Origin of the sequence: Sedimenticola selenatireducens (genome assembly GCF_963675335.2) — a bacterium.
GTDB lineage: Bacteria > Pseudomonadota > Gammaproteobacteria > Chromatiales > Chromatiaceae > Sedimenticola > Sedimenticola selenatireducens.
Window position 1 is genome coordinate 1,071,192 of the sequence record NZ_CAXXYC010000004.1, and the last position, 17,348, is coordinate 1,088,539.

General features: G+C 60.8%; 15 protein-coding genes. 9 read left to right on the top strand and 6 right to left on the bottom strand.

The genetic code is table 11. From position 1 onward, the window contains the following. Positions 1 to 41 precede the first annotated feature (41 nt). Positions 42 to 1,241: a TraB/GumN family protein gene (locus tag ACHZBF_RS16205; protein WP_273440139.1), complete on the bottom strand. Its 1,200-nt coding sequence runs from the start codon at positions 1,239 to 1,241 to the stop codon at positions 42 to 44. A 179-nt stretch (positions 1,242 to 1,420) separates the two neighbouring features. On the opposite strand from ACHZBF_RS16205, the gene ACHZBF_RS16210 reads away from it, so the two are divergent. The 4 genes from ACHZBF_RS16210 to ACHZBF_RS16225 are packed head-to-tail and all read left to right on the top strand — an operon-like array spanning position 1,421 to position 3,606. Beyond that, a complete protein-coding gene (locus ACHZBF_RS16210) occupies positions 1,421 to 1,636 on the top strand; it encodes a hypothetical protein (protein WP_321528997.1) in 216 nt (71 codons plus the stop codon). A gap of 26 nt (positions 1,637 to 1,662) precedes the next feature. Further along, a complete protein-coding gene (locus tag ACHZBF_RS16215; protein WP_321528998.1) occupies positions 1,663 to 1,836 on the top strand; it encodes a hypothetical protein in 174 nt (57 codons plus the stop codon). Next, positions 1,836 to 2,939, top strand: coding sequence for an AI-2E family transporter (locus ACHZBF_RS16220; protein WP_051302603.1), 1,104 nt, complete (start codon positions 1,836 to 1,838; stop codon positions 2,937 to 2,939). The genes ACHZBF_RS16215 and ACHZBF_RS16220 overlap by 1 nt, the downstream gene beginning before the upstream one ends. A gap of 7 nt (positions 2,940 to 2,946) precedes the next feature. After that, complete coding sequence (locus tag ACHZBF_RS16225) at positions 2,947 to 3,606, top strand: hypothetical protein (RefSeq protein WP_029134613.1); 660 nt, start codon at positions 2,947 to 2,949, stop codon at positions 3,604 to 3,606. 354 nt (positions 3,607 to 3,960) lie between these two features. Here ACHZBF_RS16225 and ACHZBF_RS16230 read toward each other — a convergent pair whose 3' ends face one another. Next, positions 3,961 to 7,824 carry a DUF3683 domain-containing protein gene (locus ACHZBF_RS16230; RefSeq protein ID WP_321528999.1) on the bottom strand — a complete coding sequence of 1,288 codons (3,864 nt, stop codon included), beginning with the start codon at positions 7,822 to 7,824 and terminating at the stop codon, positions 3,961 to 3,963. A gap of 386 nt (positions 7,825 to 8,210) precedes the next feature. Between ACHZBF_RS16230 and ACHZBF_RS16235 the strand changes: the two genes are divergently transcribed. Beyond that, the gene (locus tag ACHZBF_RS16235; RefSeq protein ID WP_321529000.1) at positions 8,211 to 9,179 is read left to right on the top strand and encodes a 2-hydroxyacid dehydrogenase; all 969 of its coding nucleotides are present in this window, start codon (positions 8,211 to 8,213) and stop codon (positions 9,177 to 9,179) included. Positions 9,180 to 9,231: 52 nt separating this feature from the next. Here ACHZBF_RS16235 and ACHZBF_RS16240 read toward each other — a convergent pair whose 3' ends face one another. The 4 genes from ACHZBF_RS16240 to ACHZBF_RS16255 all read right to left on the bottom strand — a co-directional run bounded on the left by ACHZBF_RS16240 (position 9,232) and on the right by ACHZBF_RS16255 (position 13,355). Next, a complete protein-coding gene (locus ACHZBF_RS16240; RefSeq protein ID WP_321529001.1) occupies positions 9,232 to 9,555 on the bottom strand; it encodes a PilZ domain-containing protein in 324 nt (107 codons plus the stop codon). 248 nt (positions 9,556 to 9,803) lie between these two features. Beyond that, the gene (locus ACHZBF_RS16245; protein WP_321529002.1) at positions 9,804 to 10,466 is read right to left on the bottom strand and encodes a methyltransferase family protein; all 663 of its coding nucleotides are present in this window, start codon (positions 10,464 to 10,466) and stop codon (positions 9,804 to 9,806) included. Further along, positions 10,463 to 11,422 (bottom strand): polyphosphate kinase 2, encoded by a 960-nt coding sequence (ppk2, locus tag ACHZBF_RS16250; RefSeq protein ID WP_321529003.1) that lies wholly within the window; start codon positions 11,420 to 11,422, stop codon positions 10,463 to 10,465. The genes ACHZBF_RS16245 and ppk2 overlap by 4 nt, the downstream gene beginning before the upstream one ends. 172 nt (positions 11,423 to 11,594) lie before the next feature. Continuing rightward, entirely contained in the window at positions 11,595 to 13,355 is a 1,761-nt protein-coding gene (locus tag ACHZBF_RS16255; protein ID WP_321529004.1) for a chloride channel protein, read from the bottom strand. A gap of 107 nt (positions 13,356 to 13,462) precedes the next feature. On the opposite strand from ACHZBF_RS16255, the gene ACHZBF_RS16260 reads away from it, so the two are divergent. From ACHZBF_RS16260 to ACHZBF_RS16275, 4 genes are all read left to right on the top strand, one after another. Next, on the top strand, positions 13,463 to 14,176 hold the full coding sequence (locus tag ACHZBF_RS16260) for a class I SAM-dependent methyltransferase (protein ID WP_029134605.1): 714 nt from the start codon (positions 13,463 to 13,465) through the stop codon (positions 14,174 to 14,176). Positions 14,177 to 14,410: 234 nt separating this feature from the next. Next, the gene (locus tag ACHZBF_RS16265) at positions 14,411 to 14,665 is read left to right on the top strand and encodes a FeoA domain-containing protein (RefSeq protein WP_321529005.1); all 255 of its coding nucleotides are present in this window, start codon (positions 14,411 to 14,413) and stop codon (positions 14,663 to 14,665) included. Positions 14,666 to 14,707: 42 nt separating this feature from the next. After that, on the top strand, positions 14,708 to 17,020 hold the full coding sequence (gene feoB, locus ACHZBF_RS16270; RefSeq protein ID WP_321529006.1) for a Fe(2+) transporter permease subunit FeoB: 2,313 nt from the start codon (positions 14,708 to 14,710) through the stop codon (positions 17,018 to 17,020). After that, a complete protein-coding gene (locus ACHZBF_RS16275; RefSeq protein WP_273440153.1) occupies positions 17,020 to 17,250 on the top strand; it encodes a FeoC-like transcriptional regulator in 231 nt (76 codons plus the stop codon). Before feoB ends, ACHZBF_RS16275 begins: the two co-directional genes overlap by 1 nt. Positions 17,251 to 17,348: the final 98 nt, after the last annotated feature.

The window sequence follows — 17,348 nt, forward strand, 5'->3', positions numbered from 1 at the left end:
CCTATGGAGGGCGTGGCTCCCCTGTGTCTGGATGCGCCTGCCTACCCCGCCAATCGTCCGAAGATGCGGAAGCCGGCCAGGTAGGTGCCGACGGCCGAGCCCAGAGTACTGAACAGGAACACCAGCAGGGTGCGGGAGACCCGGTTGCGCCACCAGCCGCGCACCTGGGTGGTATCATGCTTGAGGCGGGAAAAATCCCCCACTTCCGGTTTGCGCAGATAGATCTCCATGGCGGCCGTCACCATGCCGGCGCCAACCGTGGGATTCAGCGAGGTGATCGGCGCCGCCACAAACGCCGTCAGAATCGTCAGCGGATGTCCGGCCGCGAGTAATGCACCCAGGGCCGACAGCACACCATTGATCAGCACCCAGTCCATCACCAGTTGCCAGCCCAACTCCGGGCTGCGCATAAAGCCGATCACAAAGCCAGTCATCACCAGCGCCACGATCAGCCAGGGAATCAGCCTGGGCCAGCGGCTGGGGGAGGGCAGGTGATCCAGTTTCTCGATCTCCCGGGCCGGTCGTTCCATACCCGCGTCCAGATAGGCCTGGATACCCTTCAGATGGCCGGCGCCGACCACCGCCAGCACCCGTTCCGGCGACTGCGCCTGCAACTCCTGCAGCAACCGCGCAGCCATGTAGCGGTCCCGCTCGTCAATTAGTGGCAGAAACAGATCCTTGCGGTCCTCGGCAAACTCGGCAAAGGTGTGCTCCAGCACATCCCCCTCTTTCAGCCCCTCGATATCCGCCTCGCTCACCTCATCGCGGGAGATCAGGCTGCCCAGTAGCCCGGCGAACAGCCCGAAGCGCTTCCACCAGGGTACGTTGTGCAGCACCCGCTTCAGGGTGACGCCGATTTCACGATCAATCAGCAGCACCGGCTTGTGATGCGCCTGGGCGTGGCGGATCGCCGCCAGCTGTTCCGCGCCCGGCTCTATATCAAACTGTTCGGCCAGCCGCTGCTGATAGGCGCCCAGCGCCAGGTTGGCCGCCACCATGCTCACCTTGCCCTCCCGGATCACCTTGAACAGGTCCATGCGCGAGAGGGCATCGGGATCGAGAATGGCGTGATAACGGCTGGGACAGAGCTCCACCGCCACCGCATCATAGCTCCCCTCATCCAGCAACTCGCGGACCTTCTCGGCGCTGGCGCGCGAGACATGGGCGGTCCCCAGCAAAGTGACCTGACTATTACCAATCCGGACCTCGACCAGAGGCTCCTGTTCCGCGTGTTCTGACATTAATTTTGGCTCCCTGACAAGCCGCGCATCATACCCCTTTCAGCAGCGCTTTGTCTTTCCCGCAACGCCCAGTCATGCTCCTGGTCTCATCCCGGTCCGGCCAATTGGTGTATAAATGGCCGCGTACAATTTTCCACTGATCCGGGTTACACTGCCGACACGAGATTAAGGAGTGAAACATGACCGGAACCGCCCTGAAAACCACCCTCATCCTGCTGACACTGAGCCTGCTCACCGGATGCAAGACCCTGAATCTGATGCAGGATAAAAAAGAGGAGACACTGCAGGACCGGCTGAAGGCCTACCAATCGACCGTACGCTGGGGTTACCCGGGACAGGCCTACAACTTCCTGCGTCAGGATATCGCCGCGAAAACCCCGGTTCCACTAACCTGAATAATGTCAGCGTTACCGATTACAAGGTGATCCGGCTACCCGATCTGGTTTCGGAGAACCAGGCGGCCCAGACCGCCGTCATCGGCTTTATTTTCGATGACCGTCAGGTGGAAAAAACCATCCAAGACCAGCAGCTCTGGGAGTATGACCCCGAGGCCGAAACCTGGTTTCGCATAAACCCGATACCCGAGTTCCACTAGTGTCCGAAACGAGCCGACCGGCCAACGGTGGCCGCATACTGCTGACCACGGCGGCCTTTGTCATCGTGGTAGCCGGCATGCGCGAGGCCCAGGGTGTGCTGGTGCCGTTTCTGCTCTCCGGCTTCATCGCCATTATTGCCGCCCCGGCACTGTTTTTTCTGCGCGCCTACCGGGTTCCCTCGGTGATCGCAATCATCCTGGTGATCCTGGCGATCGCTTCCATCGGACTGCTGCTGGGAGTACTGGTGGGTAATGCAGTGGATGACTTCTCCTCCCAGCTGCCCAGCTATCAGGCCAAGCTGAAAACCCTCACCGGCGAAGGTCTGCAATGGCTGTCGGGGATGGGTGTGCCGGTACCGGAGCAGATCTTCTCCAAGCTGCTCGATCCGGCCAAGGCGATGTCGATGGCGGCGCAGGGACTCAGCAGCCTGGGCGGACTGCTGACCAACACCTTCCTGATCCTGCTGACGGTGGTGTTTATCCTGCTGGAGGCCTCCAGTTTCCCGGCCAAGCTGCGGCGCATCCTGGCCAACCCGGAGCAGTCGTTCCCCCACTTCGACCAGTTTATCGACAACATCAAGCGCTACATGGTGATCAAGACCGGCACCAGCCTGCTCACCGGCGCAATTATCTATCTCTGGCTGCTGGTGGTCGGGGTGGATTACCCGGTGCTGTGGGGCGTGATCGCCTTCTTCCTCAATTTCGTGCCCAACATCGGCTCCATCATCGCCGCCATTCCTGCCCTGCTGCTGGCGCTGGTGCAACTGGGAGCGGGCGGCACCGCCTGGGCGGCGCTGGGGTACCTGCTGGCCAACAATCTGGTCGGCAACGTGATCGAACCCCGCTTCATGGGCAAGGGCCTGGGACTCTCCAGTCTGGTAGTATTTCTTTCCCTGGTGTTCTGGGGCTGGGTGCTGGGTACTGTCGGCATGTTCCTTTCGGTGCCTCTGACCATGACCATCAAGATCGCCCTGGACAGCAACGACGATACCCGCTGGCTGGCCATTCTGCTCGGCCCCGAGGTCGAGGATGAACCCGAGCGCACCAAGCCGGGCGGCTTGCTTGGCTGGCGGCTGCCCCATAAACGAGAGACCGACGAGTAGTATCCCTATGCCATTGAGATTCAGCACTTTCCCCGGAAAACGGGAGCGCCACCTGCTGCGCAAACAACACAACCCACTGTTCCCGGAGAACCAACGCACCATCAGCCCGGCGCAGCTTGAAGAGGCCCAGCGCCTGGACCATGAGGAGCTGGTGGAGTTCATCAGTGCATTCCGTGCCCTGGTCCATGAGGCGATGCGCCTGCCAGATAACGCCGACAGCGAGCTGATCCTCTCGATCAAGGAACGGCTGGACCAGACCTATGAACAAGCGGCCCGCATGGTGGATGATCAGCATGAAATCCAGGCGGGGGTCGAGAAACTGGTGGCGGTGGTGATGCAGGCGGTTAAGAAAGGGGCGGGCAACGATGCTGTAGCACTGCAGGAACTGGCCGACGAGGAGGCCGCGCGCACCGCCCATTACGCCCTGCTGACCTATCCGCTGGTGGCCGACCTGCTGGATCCGGACTCGGTGATCGAAGCACATGAACTGCTGCCCAGCCTGCTCTCCGCCTCACCGGAAGCACTGCAGGCGGCCTGCTCCCTGTTCGACCAGGCACAGCTTGAAGCGCTGGCGGAGTCGGGAAAACAACTGCTGGAACAGACCGCCGACATTCCGGAAGAAGCCAAGGCACGACTCCAGGAGCTGGCGCGGCACCGGGACAATTGACCGGGGTTTCAAAAGGCTCTGTCCCAGTTAACTGTTGCCTGAGAAGTGGCCTTTTTGTAGGAGCAGGTTTATCCGCGAAATTCGCGGCTGAAGCCGCTCCTACCGCTACGCTTGGCCACCGGAGAGGGGTTTGACCTGCAGGAGGCCCGCCGCGGGCCGAATTCGCGGCGAGGCGCCGCTCCTACCGCTACGCTTGGCCACCGGAGAGGGGTTTAACCTGTAGGAGGCCCGCCCCGGGCCGAATTCGCGGCGAGGCGCCGCTCCTACCGGGCGAATCGCCAAGCCAAACCAAAACAAGACCAACAACTAACTGGGACATAGCCTTTCAACACCGTAGGGGCAACGACCCGTCTCTCAGAGCAGCACCCGTTCGATGCCACCCTTCATCACCCGCTCGACAAAGCCCTGTTGCCAGTTTTCACCCAGCCGATCGCGCACCAGCTCCTCGACGATATAGGAGACCTCCAGTCCGGTCTCATCCTTGTAGCGGTTTAGCCCCTGGGTACAGGCGGGACAGGAGGTGAGCATCTTCACGTTGCCGTTGACCGCGCGTTCGTTGCCGCTCAGGGCCTTGATCCCCTGCTCCAGCTCCTCCACCTTGCGGTAGCGCAGCTGGCTGGCGATATCCGGCCGCGCCGTACCCAGGGTACCGGCCTCGCCACAACAGCGGTCGGACAACAACACCTTTTTGTCCATCAGCCTGGAGGCCACCTCGGTGGGGTTGTACTGCTTCATCGGGCTGTGGCAGGGATCGTGGTAGAGGTATTCGGTTCCGCTCGCATGCTCCAGCACCACCCCCTTCTCCATCAGGTACTCGTGGATATCCAGCAGCCGGCAACCGGGGAAGATCTTCTCAAACTCATACTTCATGAGCTGGTCGATACAGGTGCCGCAGGAGACGACCACCGTCTTGATATCCATGTAGTTGAGGGTATTGGCCACCCGGTGGAACAGCACCCGGTTGCCGGTGGTGATCTCCAACCCCTTGGCATGCTGACCCGCCGCGGTCTGGGGATAACCGCAGCAGAGATAGCCCGGCGGCAGCACCACCTCGTTGCCCAGCTCATAGAGCATGGCGATGGTGGCCAGTCCCACGTCACTGAACAGCCGCTCGGAGCCGCAGCCGGGGAAATAGAAAATAGCGTCCGACTCGTCGTTGACCTTTGCCGGGTCGCGGAAGATCGGGATCATGTCGCTATCTTCGATCCCCAGCAGGGCGCGGGTAGTCTTCTTCGGCAGCTCCACGCGGATCGGCCGACGCACCAGCTCCACCACCAGTGCCTTCGGCTCCGGCCGGCCGGTGGTGGCGTGGGGAATCTGCTTGCCGCGCCCCAGCATACCGGCACGCCTGAATAGCGCATGGCCGAGTGCCAACCCCTTGAAGCCCCACTCCAGCATGCCCTTGCGCAGGCTGCGGATGGTACGGGGATCGGTGGTATTGAGAAACGACATGGCCGCCCAGGTGCCGATATTGCGGCGTTTCTTGCCCTGCTCGGTGAGTATCTTGCGCATGCGCACGGTGACATCACCGAAGTCGATATCGACCGGGCAGGGGTTGAGGCATTTGTGGCAGATCGTGCAGTGGTCCGCCACGTCGTTCATCTCTTCGAAGTGGCGCAGGGAGATGCCGCGACGGGTCTGCTCCTCGTAGAGGAACGCCTCGATGATCAGGCCGGTGCCAAGGATCTTGTTGCGCGGCGAATAGAGCAGATTGGCGCGCGGCACATGGGTCATGCAGACCGGCTTGCACTTGCCGCAGCGCAGGCAATGCTTGATGTCGTCGTTGAGCTCACCCAGCTCGCTCGCCTCCAGAATGATCGCCTCCTGCTGCACCAGGCGCAGGGACGGGGTGTAGGCGCCGTCCAGGCTGGAGCCGGGCATCAGCTTGCCGCGGTTGAAGTGGCGCTCGGGATCGACCCGCTCCTTGTAGGCGACGAAGTCGCGCAGCTTGTCGGCCTCCATGAACTGGATCTTGGTCAGGCCGATACCGTGCTCACCGGAGATCACTCCGTCGAGGGATTTGGCCAGCGCCATGATGCGCTCCACCATGCGTTCGGATTCGTGCAGCATCTCGTAGTTATGCGAGTGCACCGGGATGTTGGTGTGCACGTTGCCGTCGCCAGCGTGCATGTGCAGGGCGACAAACAGACGCGCATCGCGGATCTCGCCATGGATGCTGTTGAGGCGTTCCTGCACCGCCAGCATATCCTGACCATCGAAGATCTCGTTCAGCCGTGCCGCCACCTCCTTGCGGTAGTTGTGCACCAGATCGCGCCGCAGCATCATGTCCAGCAGGCTGTCGCCCGCTTGCCGTTTGGCCAGCTCCTTCTCCCGCAGCAATGCGGTGAAATCTTCCGCCGGCGACTCCAGGTTGGCCAGGATCTGCTGCCAGCGCTGTTCGGCCGTGGCCACTACCTCGCAGGCGGCATCCCGCTTGGCCCGCAGGATGGCACGGCTCTCTTCCGACTCCTCGTACTCCTCCGGCAGCCGCAACTCCGGCATGGGCCCGCCCAGGTAGTTGAGCACCGCGCGCATGATCTGCAGTTTGTTGCTGATCGACTGCTCGATATTGATCTGCTCAATGCCGCGGCTGTACTCCGCCAGCCGTTCCAGGGGGATCACCACATCCTCGTTCACCTTGAAGGCGTTGGTGTGGGCGGAGATGGCGGCGGTGCGGCTGCGATCGAGCCAGAAGCGGCGCCGCGCCTCGGGGCTGACGGCGATAAACCCCTCGCCCTCGCGGGCATTCACCAGCCGCACCACTTCAGACGCAGCTTTCGCCACCGCGTCCTCGTCATCCGACACCAAGTCGGTGATCAGCACCATCTTGGGTCGCTCACGGCGCGGCGCCTTGGTGCTGTACTTGACCGCCTTGATATAGCGCTCGTCCAGGTGTTCCAAACCCACCATCTCAACCCCGTCGGTGGCGCCGATGGTATCGCGGATCTCGATAATGGCCGGCACCGCCCTGGAGAGGTCGGAACCGAAAAACTCCATACAGACGGTGCGCACATGATCCGGCATGCGATGCAGGATAAAGCGGGCCGAGGTAATCAGACCGTCACAGCCCTCTTTCTGCACCCCGGGCAGGCCGGAGAGGAACTTGTCGGTCACGTCCTTGCCCAGTCCCGCCTTGCGGAAACTGGCCCCGGGCATCTCCAGGAGCTCCGGCTCGCCGACCCGGGTTTTACCATCCGCCTGGTAGCGGGTGATACGGAAACTGACCCGCTCCTGTTCATGTATCTTGCCCAGGTTGTGGTTCAGCCGCTCCACCTCCAGCCAGTGGGAGTCCGGCATTACCATGCGCCAGGAGGCGAGGTTATCCAGGGTGGTACCCCAGAGCACCGCCTTCTTGCCGCCGGCATTCATGGCGATATTGCCGCCGATGGTGGAGGCATTTTGCGACGTGGGATCGACAGCGAAGGCGAGGCCATGTTCGGACGCCAGGTCAGAGACCCGCTTGGTCACCACGCCTGCACCGGTTTCGACCGTCGGCACCTGACCCTCGACACCCGGCAGCTCGCGATATTCCACCTCGCCCAGCCTTTCCAGTTTTTCGGTATTGATCACGGCACAGTAGGGATCGAGGGGAACGGCCGAGCCGGTATAACCGGTACCGCCGCCACGCGGGATGATGGTCAGGCCGCTCTCGATACAGGCGCGCACGATAGGCGCCACCTCCTCTTCCCGGTCCGGACAGATCACCACGAACGGTACCTCAACGCGCCAATCGGTGGCATCGGTGGCGTGGGATACCCTGGCCAGACCGCCGAAATCGATATTGTCGCGACGGGTAATTTTGGACAACGCCCGGCTCACCTGGCGGCGCAGATCCTGGTTGCGCTGAAAACAGGCCGAGAACTTTTCTACGGCGACCCGGGCAGCGGCCAGCAGCCGGATGGCATCCTCGTTGCCGTTGGTACGCGCCTCGAACTGATCCAGCCGATGCTTGAGGGCGTCGATCAGGGCGCCGCGCCGCACCGTATCCATCAGCAGGTCGTCCTGCAGATAGGGGTTGCGCACCACCACCCACATATCCCCCAGCACCTCGTAGAGCATACGGGCGGAGCGGCCGGTGCGGCGACTGCCGCGCAGCGTTTCGATCACCTGCCACATCTCCTCGCCCAGGAAACGGATCACGATCTCCCGGTCGGAAAACGAGGTGTAGTTGTAGGGTATCTCGCGGATACGCTGGGGTTCGATTGCGGGGTCGGCCATAGGATCTATCAACTCTGAAGGAAGAGTTACTCGCGGTGTCAGCAGTTAGGGTATGCACAGCGCCATCTGTACAGGTGAGGCGTCCATTTTAGCCCAATCCGGACTGAAACAGTAGGTCTTCTGTTCAAGCCACCCGGAAGGAAACCTTTGAAATTGCAGGGTAAGTTTGGGCTGTTCACGAAAACCAGAGTTCTCATATTCGGGAATATATTCACTCCCAGGACACGCAGACAGGAAGGGCTCCCTTAAAACGGTTGCCCTGGACGGTGAAGGCCGCAAGACTTTTTATGCCTGGGGCCCTGACGGGGAAAACACCCAGGCCACGGGCGACTAATCAAACATGCCTTCTGTTGTTAGAATCGACCATACAACAGAGGAACTTTTCCATGACACAAGCTAAAGCCGTCTTTCTCGATACCGCCACCCTGGATATGGGCGACCTGGATCTCAGCACCATCACCACTACGCCATTCGACTGGCGACTCCATCCCACCACCGCCGCGGAACAGACCCCGGAGCGGGTCCGTGATGCCACCCTGGTGGTCAGCAACAAGGTGGTACTGGACCGCCCGCTACTGGAGCAGTTGCCGGAGCTGAAGCTGATCTGCGTATCCGCCACCGGTACCAACAATGTAGATCTGCAGGCTGCGGCCGAGCGTGGTATCGCCGTCACCAATGTCACCGGATATGGCACCGCCACCGTGGCCCAGCACACCTTCTGCCTGATTCTCGCCCTGACTACCCGTCTGCTGGAATACCAGGCGGCGGTGCGGCGCGGTGACTGGCAGCGCAGTGACATGTTCTGCCTGATGGATTATCCGATCCGCGAGATTGCCGGCAAGACCCTGGGGATTGTCGGATACGGTACCCTGGGCAAGGGCGTGGCGCGGATTGCCGAGGCGTTCGACATGCAGGTTCTGCTGGCCCAGCGCCCGGGAGGCAAACCGCAAGCCGGACGTCTGCCGCTGAACGAGCTGTTACCCCAGGTGGATATCCTGACCCTGCACTGCCCACTGACCCCGGAGACGCAAAACCTGATTGGCGCCACCGAGCTGGCATTGATGCGTCCGGACGCGCTGCTGATCAATACCGCCCGGGGCGGCATAGTCGATGAGCGCGCCCTGGCAAACGCCTTGAGAAAGGGCACGCTGGGGGGTGCCGGAGTGGATGTGCTGACCAGGGAGCCGCCGACGGATGACCAACCGCTGCTGCAGGCCGACATCCCCAATCTGATCGTCACCCCACACAACGCCTGGGCAAGCCGGGAGGCACGGCAACGCCTGCTGGATGGCGTGGCGGAAAACATCAGGGATTATCTGGCGGGCGGCTCCGCCAATCGGGTCGAGAGCCGTTAGGGAACAGGCAAGGCGACGGCAGGTCCGGTAGACGCCGACCTGCCACTATCGGTCAGGGGAAATCGGCCCCCGCCTCATCCACCGAAAGCATCCGTTCGATAGTGCAGGCGATGGAGAATCCGCCATCGTCCGTCGGTGTGCAACGAATCACCTTCGCCACGGCATGCAAGGGGGGCGTGATCGCCTTGCCGGGCTGAATCTCCACATTCAGGGTCGCCCCGGAAGCCACTTCATGCGCGGTGCGCAACTGCACACCGCCGGCGCTGAGATCCTTGACCGTGGCATTCTGAACGCTCCCTGCGCCATCCACCCGGTATCGCGCCGCACAGTCCACTGCCATACGATAAAAGTCCCGTTTTTCTGAATACTCCTGCATCGGTCACCCCTATGGATTATTGTTCAAGTCCCCGGCCTTGCAAAAACGGCTGCCAACCGCGCCGCAGTCCTGATAGCCCAACATCAGTAAAAAAACAGATTATCCCTATGGGTCGACCAGTTTTCCCGATACTGAAGGGCATGGGTGGTTTTTTTCACCCCGACCCGACCGGGCTTATGGAAACCGCGTCCGGCAAGAGCGGCATCAGCCGCTCCCAGGATGCCGCAAGCCTGACCGACAGCAGCCGTTTACGGGCAGTCATCGCGCATCAGCGCCTCTGCCTGCGCCGCCGTCAGATAGCGCCAGGGCAGGGGAACCAGGGCGGGAACCCGTTCCCGATAAAGGCGGTAGCGGGTCCCGTGATAGACCAGCAGCTTGCGCTCTTCGAGGCGCGAACCGAGCATGAAATAGCCGGTGATCATCAGACTGGAGATCAGAAACACACCGTCCATATTGCGGGTCCAGATAATGACCAACCCAAGAGAGTACCAGGGATGGCGCACGAACCGGTGCAGCGGCGAGATGTAGAAACGCTCCTGGTCCTCGACCCGCCTCTCCCGTTCGCGCCACTGCCGCAAGCCGATGAATTCACTACCGTCGTAATAGCGCAATGACCAGACGAAGCCGCCCATTGCCGCCAGAGCCAGCCCATTGCTGATCCACCAGCCCACACCTGTCCACTGCCAGAGCCAGTCGCCATGCCAAAGGTAGATGAGCAGCAGCGGCGGGATCAGCAAAACAGCCGAGAGCAGGTTGAAGGCCAGCCTGTAGAGCGGCATCTGCCCGGGCCAGCACCGCGCCACCCAGCGCTTCAGACCCAGCGAAGCAGTAAACGAGTGCAACAGACCATACAGCACCCAGACGGCGCAGGTGAGCACAATCTGCTCAACAGTGAGGCCCAGACCGGTCAATGGGTGAACTTGCCTATCTTCAGCAGTTGCGCCTCCATGATCTCAAGTTCCCGGGAACCGGATACCAGCACTTTGGGGTTCGGAACAAAATCAAGTTTCGGATTGAGCCGTTCATAGGGCACTGAATTCAGGATCATCTTGATCGCATTGAGCCTGGCCTGATGCTTGTCATTGGAACGGATGATGGTCCAGGGGGCGTGGGTGGTATTGGTCTTGCGCAACATCTCGTACTTTACATTGGTGAAATCGTCCCAGCGCTCCTGCGCCTGCACATCCACCTCACTCAGTTTCCACTGCCGCAGCGGATCATTTTTCCGCCGGTCGAAACGGCGCGCCTGCTCATCCTTGGTGACACTGAAATAGAGCTTGATCAGGACCGTGCCCTGACGTACCAGGTCCTTTTCGAAGCCGCTCACGCCACGCATAAAGTTTCGATACTCTTCATCGCTGCAGAAACCGAACACCGGCTCCACCATCGCCCGGTTATACCAACTACGGTCGAACAGCACCACCTCTCCACCGCGGGGAAACTGCTGTACATACTTCTGGAAAAACCACTGGGTCTTCTCTTGTTCGGTCGGCTTACCCAACGCCACCACCCGGTAATGTTTTTCGTTCATATAACGGGTCACACGACGAATCGTACCGCCCTTGCCGGCGGCATCCCGGCCTTCGAACAGGATAATCATCCGGGTGCCGGTGGACTCCAGGTACTGCTGCATCTTGATCAGCTCGGCTTGGTAGGGCTTGAGCTCCTCCTCCCGTTCAAACCGCTTGACGGCTTTGTCACCTCTGGTCTGCAACGCCTCCAGATCCGAGCGCAGCCTGCGATTTTCCGCCTCCAGCTTTTTCAGTGCACCATCTGTCAGCGGCGCCGACTCCTTTTTCATCTCCAGTACATTCGGTTCAGTCACGCTGTCCGCAACTTTTTTATCCTGACCTTTCTCTTCCGTCATCGCCACTTGCTCCATTGCAAATCTAACCCTTCCGAGCGTAAAAGCCCGACCTCTGCTTTGATAGTACGCTCCGATGTCGCACGCTGCATACAGTGCCGGCAGTAAAGCGTGCTTCCCTTGAGCCATATCAACCGCCACCGCCTCATCGGCACCGCGCAAGGAAGTTCCGGCCTCAGAGCTTGTAGGCGGACTCCAACTGCTCCCGGGTCAACACCCCATAGATCCGCCGAATACCGGGGGCGGTCATGCGCTCCACGTAGAGTGCCTCAGCCCCGCGATTGAGCCTTTCCAACGCCTCTTGCAGGGTGGCCTGGAGATAGATCGGCGCCACATCGACGCGCTGCCCGGGGATCTCCAACAGGTCTATCTGGCTCACCGTGATACCTTCCTCGGTTTTCAGAAAGCGCACCAGATCCACCGCCGGCATCAGCCCGACCGGTCGCTCATCCCCCTGTATCAGCAACCATTCCGGCTGGTCCCGCAACAGCGCCTCAGCCTTGTCACGACTGATCCGGCGATCCGGTCGCACAAAGCGCTTGTGCATGACGCTGGCAACACCGGCCCGTCGCAGCGCCAGCATCACCGGGTTGGTATCGTAGTCCTTGCCGATCGCCCGCATCAGGGTGAGGAACAGCGACTCCTTGCGGAACAGTTCGCTCACCGTGAGCCCCGCCACGACGATCACCAGCATGCCGGGCATGATGGTCTGGGGAGAATGGGTCAGTTCCATCATGGCGGTCAGCGCCGCCAGCGGCGCCTGCAGCGTGGCCCCCATCATCGCCCCCATACCGAGCAGCGCATAGAAGCCGACATCCAGCGTTTCGTGATGAAAGACATGGGTGGCAATTTGCCCGGTGAGACTGCCCAGGCAGCCACCCAGGAACAGCAGCGGGCCGATATTCCCACCGGGAACACCCAGACCAAGACAAGCCACGGTGGCCAGCACCTTGGCCACCAGTATTACCATGAGAAGCGTTATTCCCAGTTCACCCAGCAGGGCGCTGTTAACGGTGTCATAACCAATCCCCATGGCCTGGGGCACCAGAAAACCGACCACCCCCATCAGCACACCGGCGGCCAGGACGCGCCGCCAGAATGCCACCCGGGTAACCCGGGCCATGGTCATCTGCATCAGTTGAATAAACAGCGCCGAGAGTCCGCCGACCAGGAGCCCGAGCAACAGCACTACCGGTATCTCCGCCAGCGACGGCAGGGTCATGGGCGGAATCTCGAAAGCCGGTGCATTGCCAAACGCGGCAATGGAGATACCGGTAGCCGTTACCGCCGCCAGAATGACCGGGATGAAGCTGACCAGGGAATATTCCATCATCACCACTTCCAGGGCAAAGATGACACCCGCCAGGGGCGTATTGAAAGAGGCGGCGATGCCGGCCGCGGTGCCACAACCCACCAGGGTACGGATACTGTTATTGGGCAGGAACAGCCGCTGCCCCAGCAGGCTGCCGGCCGCCGCGCCCAACAGTATATGCGGCCCCTCCCGGCCGACCGAGTGGCCGCTGATAATCGCAGCGGCCGCGCCGACAAACTGGAGCACAAAACTCCTGAAGGTAAGGTAGCCCTGGTGATAGGCCATTCGCTCCATCACATAGGTCACCCCGAGTACCGTCTCCCCTTTTGCGTACAGGTGAAAGAACAGGGCAATGATCAACGCCCCCGCGATCGGCAGCAGAAAACGCAGCCAGGGGGAGAGGGCCTCGTAGTTCTCGGGTAGTCCATCGGCCAGAAACCCCGCCTGAGTCTGCTCCACCACCATCCGGAACAGCACAATCACGGTACCGGCGAGCAAGCCGGTCAGCAGGCCCAGCAGGGAGAGCTGCAACAGGGCGTCATGACGGGCGAGATGGAGCCGCAACTGCTCCAGCTGATCCCCGGACCAGAGGTGAATCCTTTGCTTCAGATTGTTTTTTCTCATTGTGTTATAGATTATCCGCCATCAACATAGGCGCCGAATTCAAAACAGCCATCCGGCAATGGTGATACGAAAAGCCCGCCGGACAACCCCTGAACAGGAACAGCGGTATGCAGATCAACGAGCCGGAAAAATATCAGACTGCCACAGAGTTGGAGATTATTCAGCAACATCTCCCGATCCAGGACAAGCTACTGCTTGAGCTGGGCTGCGGACGCGCCTGGATGACCCGTCAACTGGCGGAACGCTTTCAGCCCCGCCAGATCATCGCCACGGAAGTCGATACTATACAACATGGGAAAAACCTGCTGATCGATGACCTCCCCAACGTCACTTTTACTGCAGGCGGCGCGGAAGCCATTGACCTGGAAGATAACAGTGTCGATGTAGTGATAATGCTGAAATCACTGCACCATGTACCGCTGCCGCTGATGGGCCTGGCCCTGTCCGAGATCGCGCGGGTGCTCAGGCCCGGTGGTCTGGCCTATATCTCGGAGCCGGTCTACGCCGGCGACTTCAACGAGATACTGCGCCTGTTCAATGATGAAAAGCAGGTGCGTGAAGCCGCTTTCGCGGCCGTGCAAAACAGCGTGGCAAAAAATGAGTTGCTACTGGTGCAACAGATCTTTTTCAACGCCCCTGGCAGCTACCGTGATTTTGCCGAGTTTGATGAACGAATGATCCAGGTCACCCATACCAACCATCAGATTGACGAGGCCCTCTACCGAAGAATCCGCAACGCCTTCAACCGCCACATGGACGAGGACGGTGCTCACTTCCTCAAGCCCTCTCGGGTCGACCTGCTGCAAAAACCGGGATCATAAGGCGCCCCATGGAGGGGTCGACGGCCGCTCCAGCCAAGGGTAACGCACCCGATTGTAGGAGCTGCTTTAGCTGCGACCTGTGGGCCGCTGGAGAAGCATTTGCGGCTCAGGCCGCTCCTTTGACTCGATGCACCGACAACCCCTTTTTTTCAAAGTTTTTTCCTTAATCAGTTGTTCCTGATATACATCGATGATAAATTAAACGTTAATCATTCTTATTGAGATATCGCTGTCATGGATGCCGCCGTAGCCGCTGACAATATTGTTACCCTGGACCATGTTCCTACCGGGGCACAGGCTCGCATCACCCGAATACAGGGGGATAAGGGCTTGGCCAGACGTCTGTTGGGTCTGGGGCTAAGGGTCGGCTCGGAGATTACCGTCCTGCAACAACGCCGCCGCGGCGTGGTGGTGGCCAGTGCCGGTACCCGGGTCGCCCTCGGCAGCAGTGTTGCGGATAAACTGCTGATGCAGCCACTCGACCAATAAACGCCAATCCAAGGCCGGAGCATCCGGTCACCGGAGGAGACCGTGCTCACCATCGCCCTGGGCGGCAATCCCAACTGCGGCAAATCCGCGCTGTTCAACGCCTTCACCGGCATCCGGCAGAAGACCGGCAACTGGCCCGGTGTCACGGTGGATCGCAAGGAGGGACGTTTCCAGCTCGCCGGCAGTGACGTGGCCATTATTGATCTACCCGGCATCTACTCGCTGGATGCCTCCTCCCTGGACGAACAGGTCACCCGCGACTACCTGCTATCCCGTGACGCGGAACTGATCATCAATGTGCTGGACGCCTCCAACCTGGAGCGCAATCTCTATTTCAGTGTGCAGTTGCGGGAGATGGGGATACCCATCGTTGTGGCGCTCAACATGATGGATGTGGCGCGCAAGCGCGGAATAGAGGTGGACATCGAACGCCTCAGCCAGGAACTGGGGTGTCCGGTGGTACCGGTGGTGGCGGTCACGGGCGAGGGCATGGACGCACTCAAACAGGCCATAGACAGTCTGATCGGACAGGACGGGCAGGCGTTTCAGGTGACCCATGAGGACTGCGTGGAACAGGCCATCACCGAGATCACCGGCCAGCTCGACGAAGTGCCAGTCGCCGCCAACCGGCGCTGGCTGGCGCTGAAACTACTGGAGAATGACGCCCACGCCTTCACCCTGGCGGGGGAGGAGATACGCCCGCTGGTGGAGCAGTGGCAGGAACGTATTCGCGACCGCGCCGGTGAGGATGCGGATATTCACATTGCCGACGCCCGCTATGGTCACGCCCATGTCCTGGCGCAGCGGGTACTGCGTGAACAGGGGCGGGTCGGGCGCAACCTGTCCGACCGGATTGACAAGATCGTCCTCAACCGGGTCGCCGGCATCCCGATATTCATGCTGCTGATGTACCTGATGTTCATGTTTACCATCAACATCGGCGGCGCCTTCATCGACTTCTTCGACATGGCCGTGGGAGCGGTTATGGTGGAGGGGCTGAATCACTGGCTGGCCGGCCTCGGCTTGCCCCAGTGGGCCCGGGTGTTTATTGCCGACGGCTTTGGCGGCGGCATCCAGGTGGTCTCGACGTTCATCCCCATCATCGCCTGTCTCTACCTGTTTCTGTCGGTGCTTGAAGACACCGGCTACATGGCCAGGGCGGCCTTTGTGATGGACCGCGCCATGCGCACCATTGGCCTGCCGGGCAAGGCGTTCGTGCCACTGATTGTCGGCTTCGGCTGCAATGTGCCGGCCGTGATGGCAACCCGCACCCTGGAGAACCAGCGGGAACGCAAGCTCACCATTCTTATGAATCCCTTCATGTCCTGTGGTGCGCGGCTGCCGGTGTACGCCCTGTTCGCCGCCGCCTTCTTTCCCAGCAATGGCCAGAATCTGGTGTTTCTGCTCTATCTGATCGGCATATTGATCGCGGTACTGACCGGCATGATCATGCGCCGCACCCTGCTCTCCGGCGAGAGCAGCGGTTTCATGATGGAGCTGCCGCCCTACCACCTGCCGACGCTGAAAGGCGTCATGCTGCGTACCTGGGATCGGGTCAAGCTGTTTATCCGCGATGCCGGCAAGGTGATCGTGGTGATGGTTCTTGCCCTGAACGTGCTCAACTCCATCGGCAGCGATGGCGGCTTCGGCAACCAGGACAGCAACCAGTCGGTACTCAGCGAGATGGGCAAGTCCGTGACACCGCTGTTTGCACCTATGGGAATCAAGGAGGAGAACTGGCCGGCCACGGTGGGTATCTTTACCGGTGTGCTGGCGAAAGAGGTGGTGGTAGGCACCCTGGACTCGATCTACACGCGGCTGGCGGAACAGGATGCCGGCACCACCGGGGAAGCACCCCCGTTCAATCTCTGGACCCGCCTGGGCGAGGCGGCGGCCACTGTCCCGGACAATCTCGCCGCCATTCGCGACACATTGCTCGATCCGCTGGGGCTGGATGTAGGCGATATCAGTTCACTTGAAAACGCGGCCGCGGCGCAGGCCGTGAACAGCGGCATCTTCGGCGCCATGGCAGCCCGCTTCGATGGCCAGGCAGGCGCCTTCGCCTATCTGCTGTTCATCCTGCTCTACTTCCCTTGTGTGGCCACGATCGGCGCCATTGTGCGTGAAGCCGGTGGCGCCTGGGCCCTGTTTGTGGCTGCCTGGACCACCGGTGTCGCCTACACCACCTCGACCATTTTCTATCAGGCAGCAACCTTCGGCAGGCACAGTGCCAGTTCAGCGGCCTGGATAATCGGTCTGAGCCTGTTCATCACCGCCGTCATTATTGGACTGCGCATCTGGGGCAGCCGGGACCCGCAGGCACAGCCGGCAACCAGTAAAAAGGCCACCGCCTGATGCTTGCCGACATTAAACGTTATCTGCAAAACCGCGGGCCGGTCTGTCTGTCCGATATTGCCCTGCACCTGGGGACGACACCGGATGCGGCGCGCGGCATGCTGGAGACCTGGATACGCAAGGGCAGGGTGCGGCATCAGCAGCTCAACGCCGCCTGCGGTTCCAGCTGCGGCAAATGCCGGCCGGACAGTATGGAGTTTTATGAGTGGCTCAAGGATAATCCCAGCTGATTTTCATAGTGACGGCGTCTCGCTTATCCACAAACAATAAACGCCCGCCCGTAGGAGCTGCTTTAGCTGCGACCTACTCGCGACACCTTCGCGGCTGA

Coding starts and splice junctions, on each gene's coding strand:
- ACHZBF_RS16210 (WP_321528997.1), top strand. CDS start 1,421: ATGACCGGAACCGCCCTGAAAACCACCCTCATCCTGCTGACACTGAGC.
- ACHZBF_RS16265 (WP_321529005.1), top strand. CDS start 14,411: ATGGATGCCGCCGTAGCCGCTGACAATATTGTTACCCTGGACCATGTT.
- ACHZBF_RS16240 (WP_321529001.1), bottom strand. CDS start 9,555: ATGCAGGAGTATTCAGAAAAACGGGACTTTTATCGTATGGCAGTGGAC.
- ppk2 (WP_321529003.1), bottom strand. CDS start 11,422: ATGACGGAAGAGAAAGGTCAGGATAAAAAAGTTGCGGACAGCGTGACT.
- ACHZBF_RS16205 (WP_273440139.1), bottom strand. CDS start 1,241: ATGTCAGAACACGCGGAACAGGAGCCTCTGGTCGAGGTCCGGATTGGT.
- ACHZBF_RS16225 (WP_029134613.1), top strand. CDS start 2,947: ATGCCATTGAGATTCAGCACTTTCCCCGGAAAACGGGAGCGCCACCTG.
- ACHZBF_RS16230 (WP_321528999.1), bottom strand. CDS start 7,824: ATGGCCGACCCCGCAATCGAACCCCAGCGTATCCGCGAGATACCCTAC.
- ACHZBF_RS16260 (WP_029134605.1), top strand. CDS start 13,463: ATGCAGATCAACGAGCCGGAAAAATATCAGACTGCCACAGAGTTGGAG.
- ACHZBF_RS16275 (WP_273440153.1), top strand. CDS start 17,020: ATGCTTGCCGACATTAAACGTTATCTGCAAAACCGCGGGCCGGTCTGT.
- ACHZBF_RS16235 (WP_321529000.1), top strand. CDS start 8,211: ATGACACAAGCTAAAGCCGTCTTTCTCGATACCGCCACCCTGGATATG.
- ACHZBF_RS16255 (WP_321529004.1), bottom strand. CDS start 13,355: ATGAGAAAAAACAATCTGAAGCAAAGGATTCACCTCTGGTCCGGGGAT.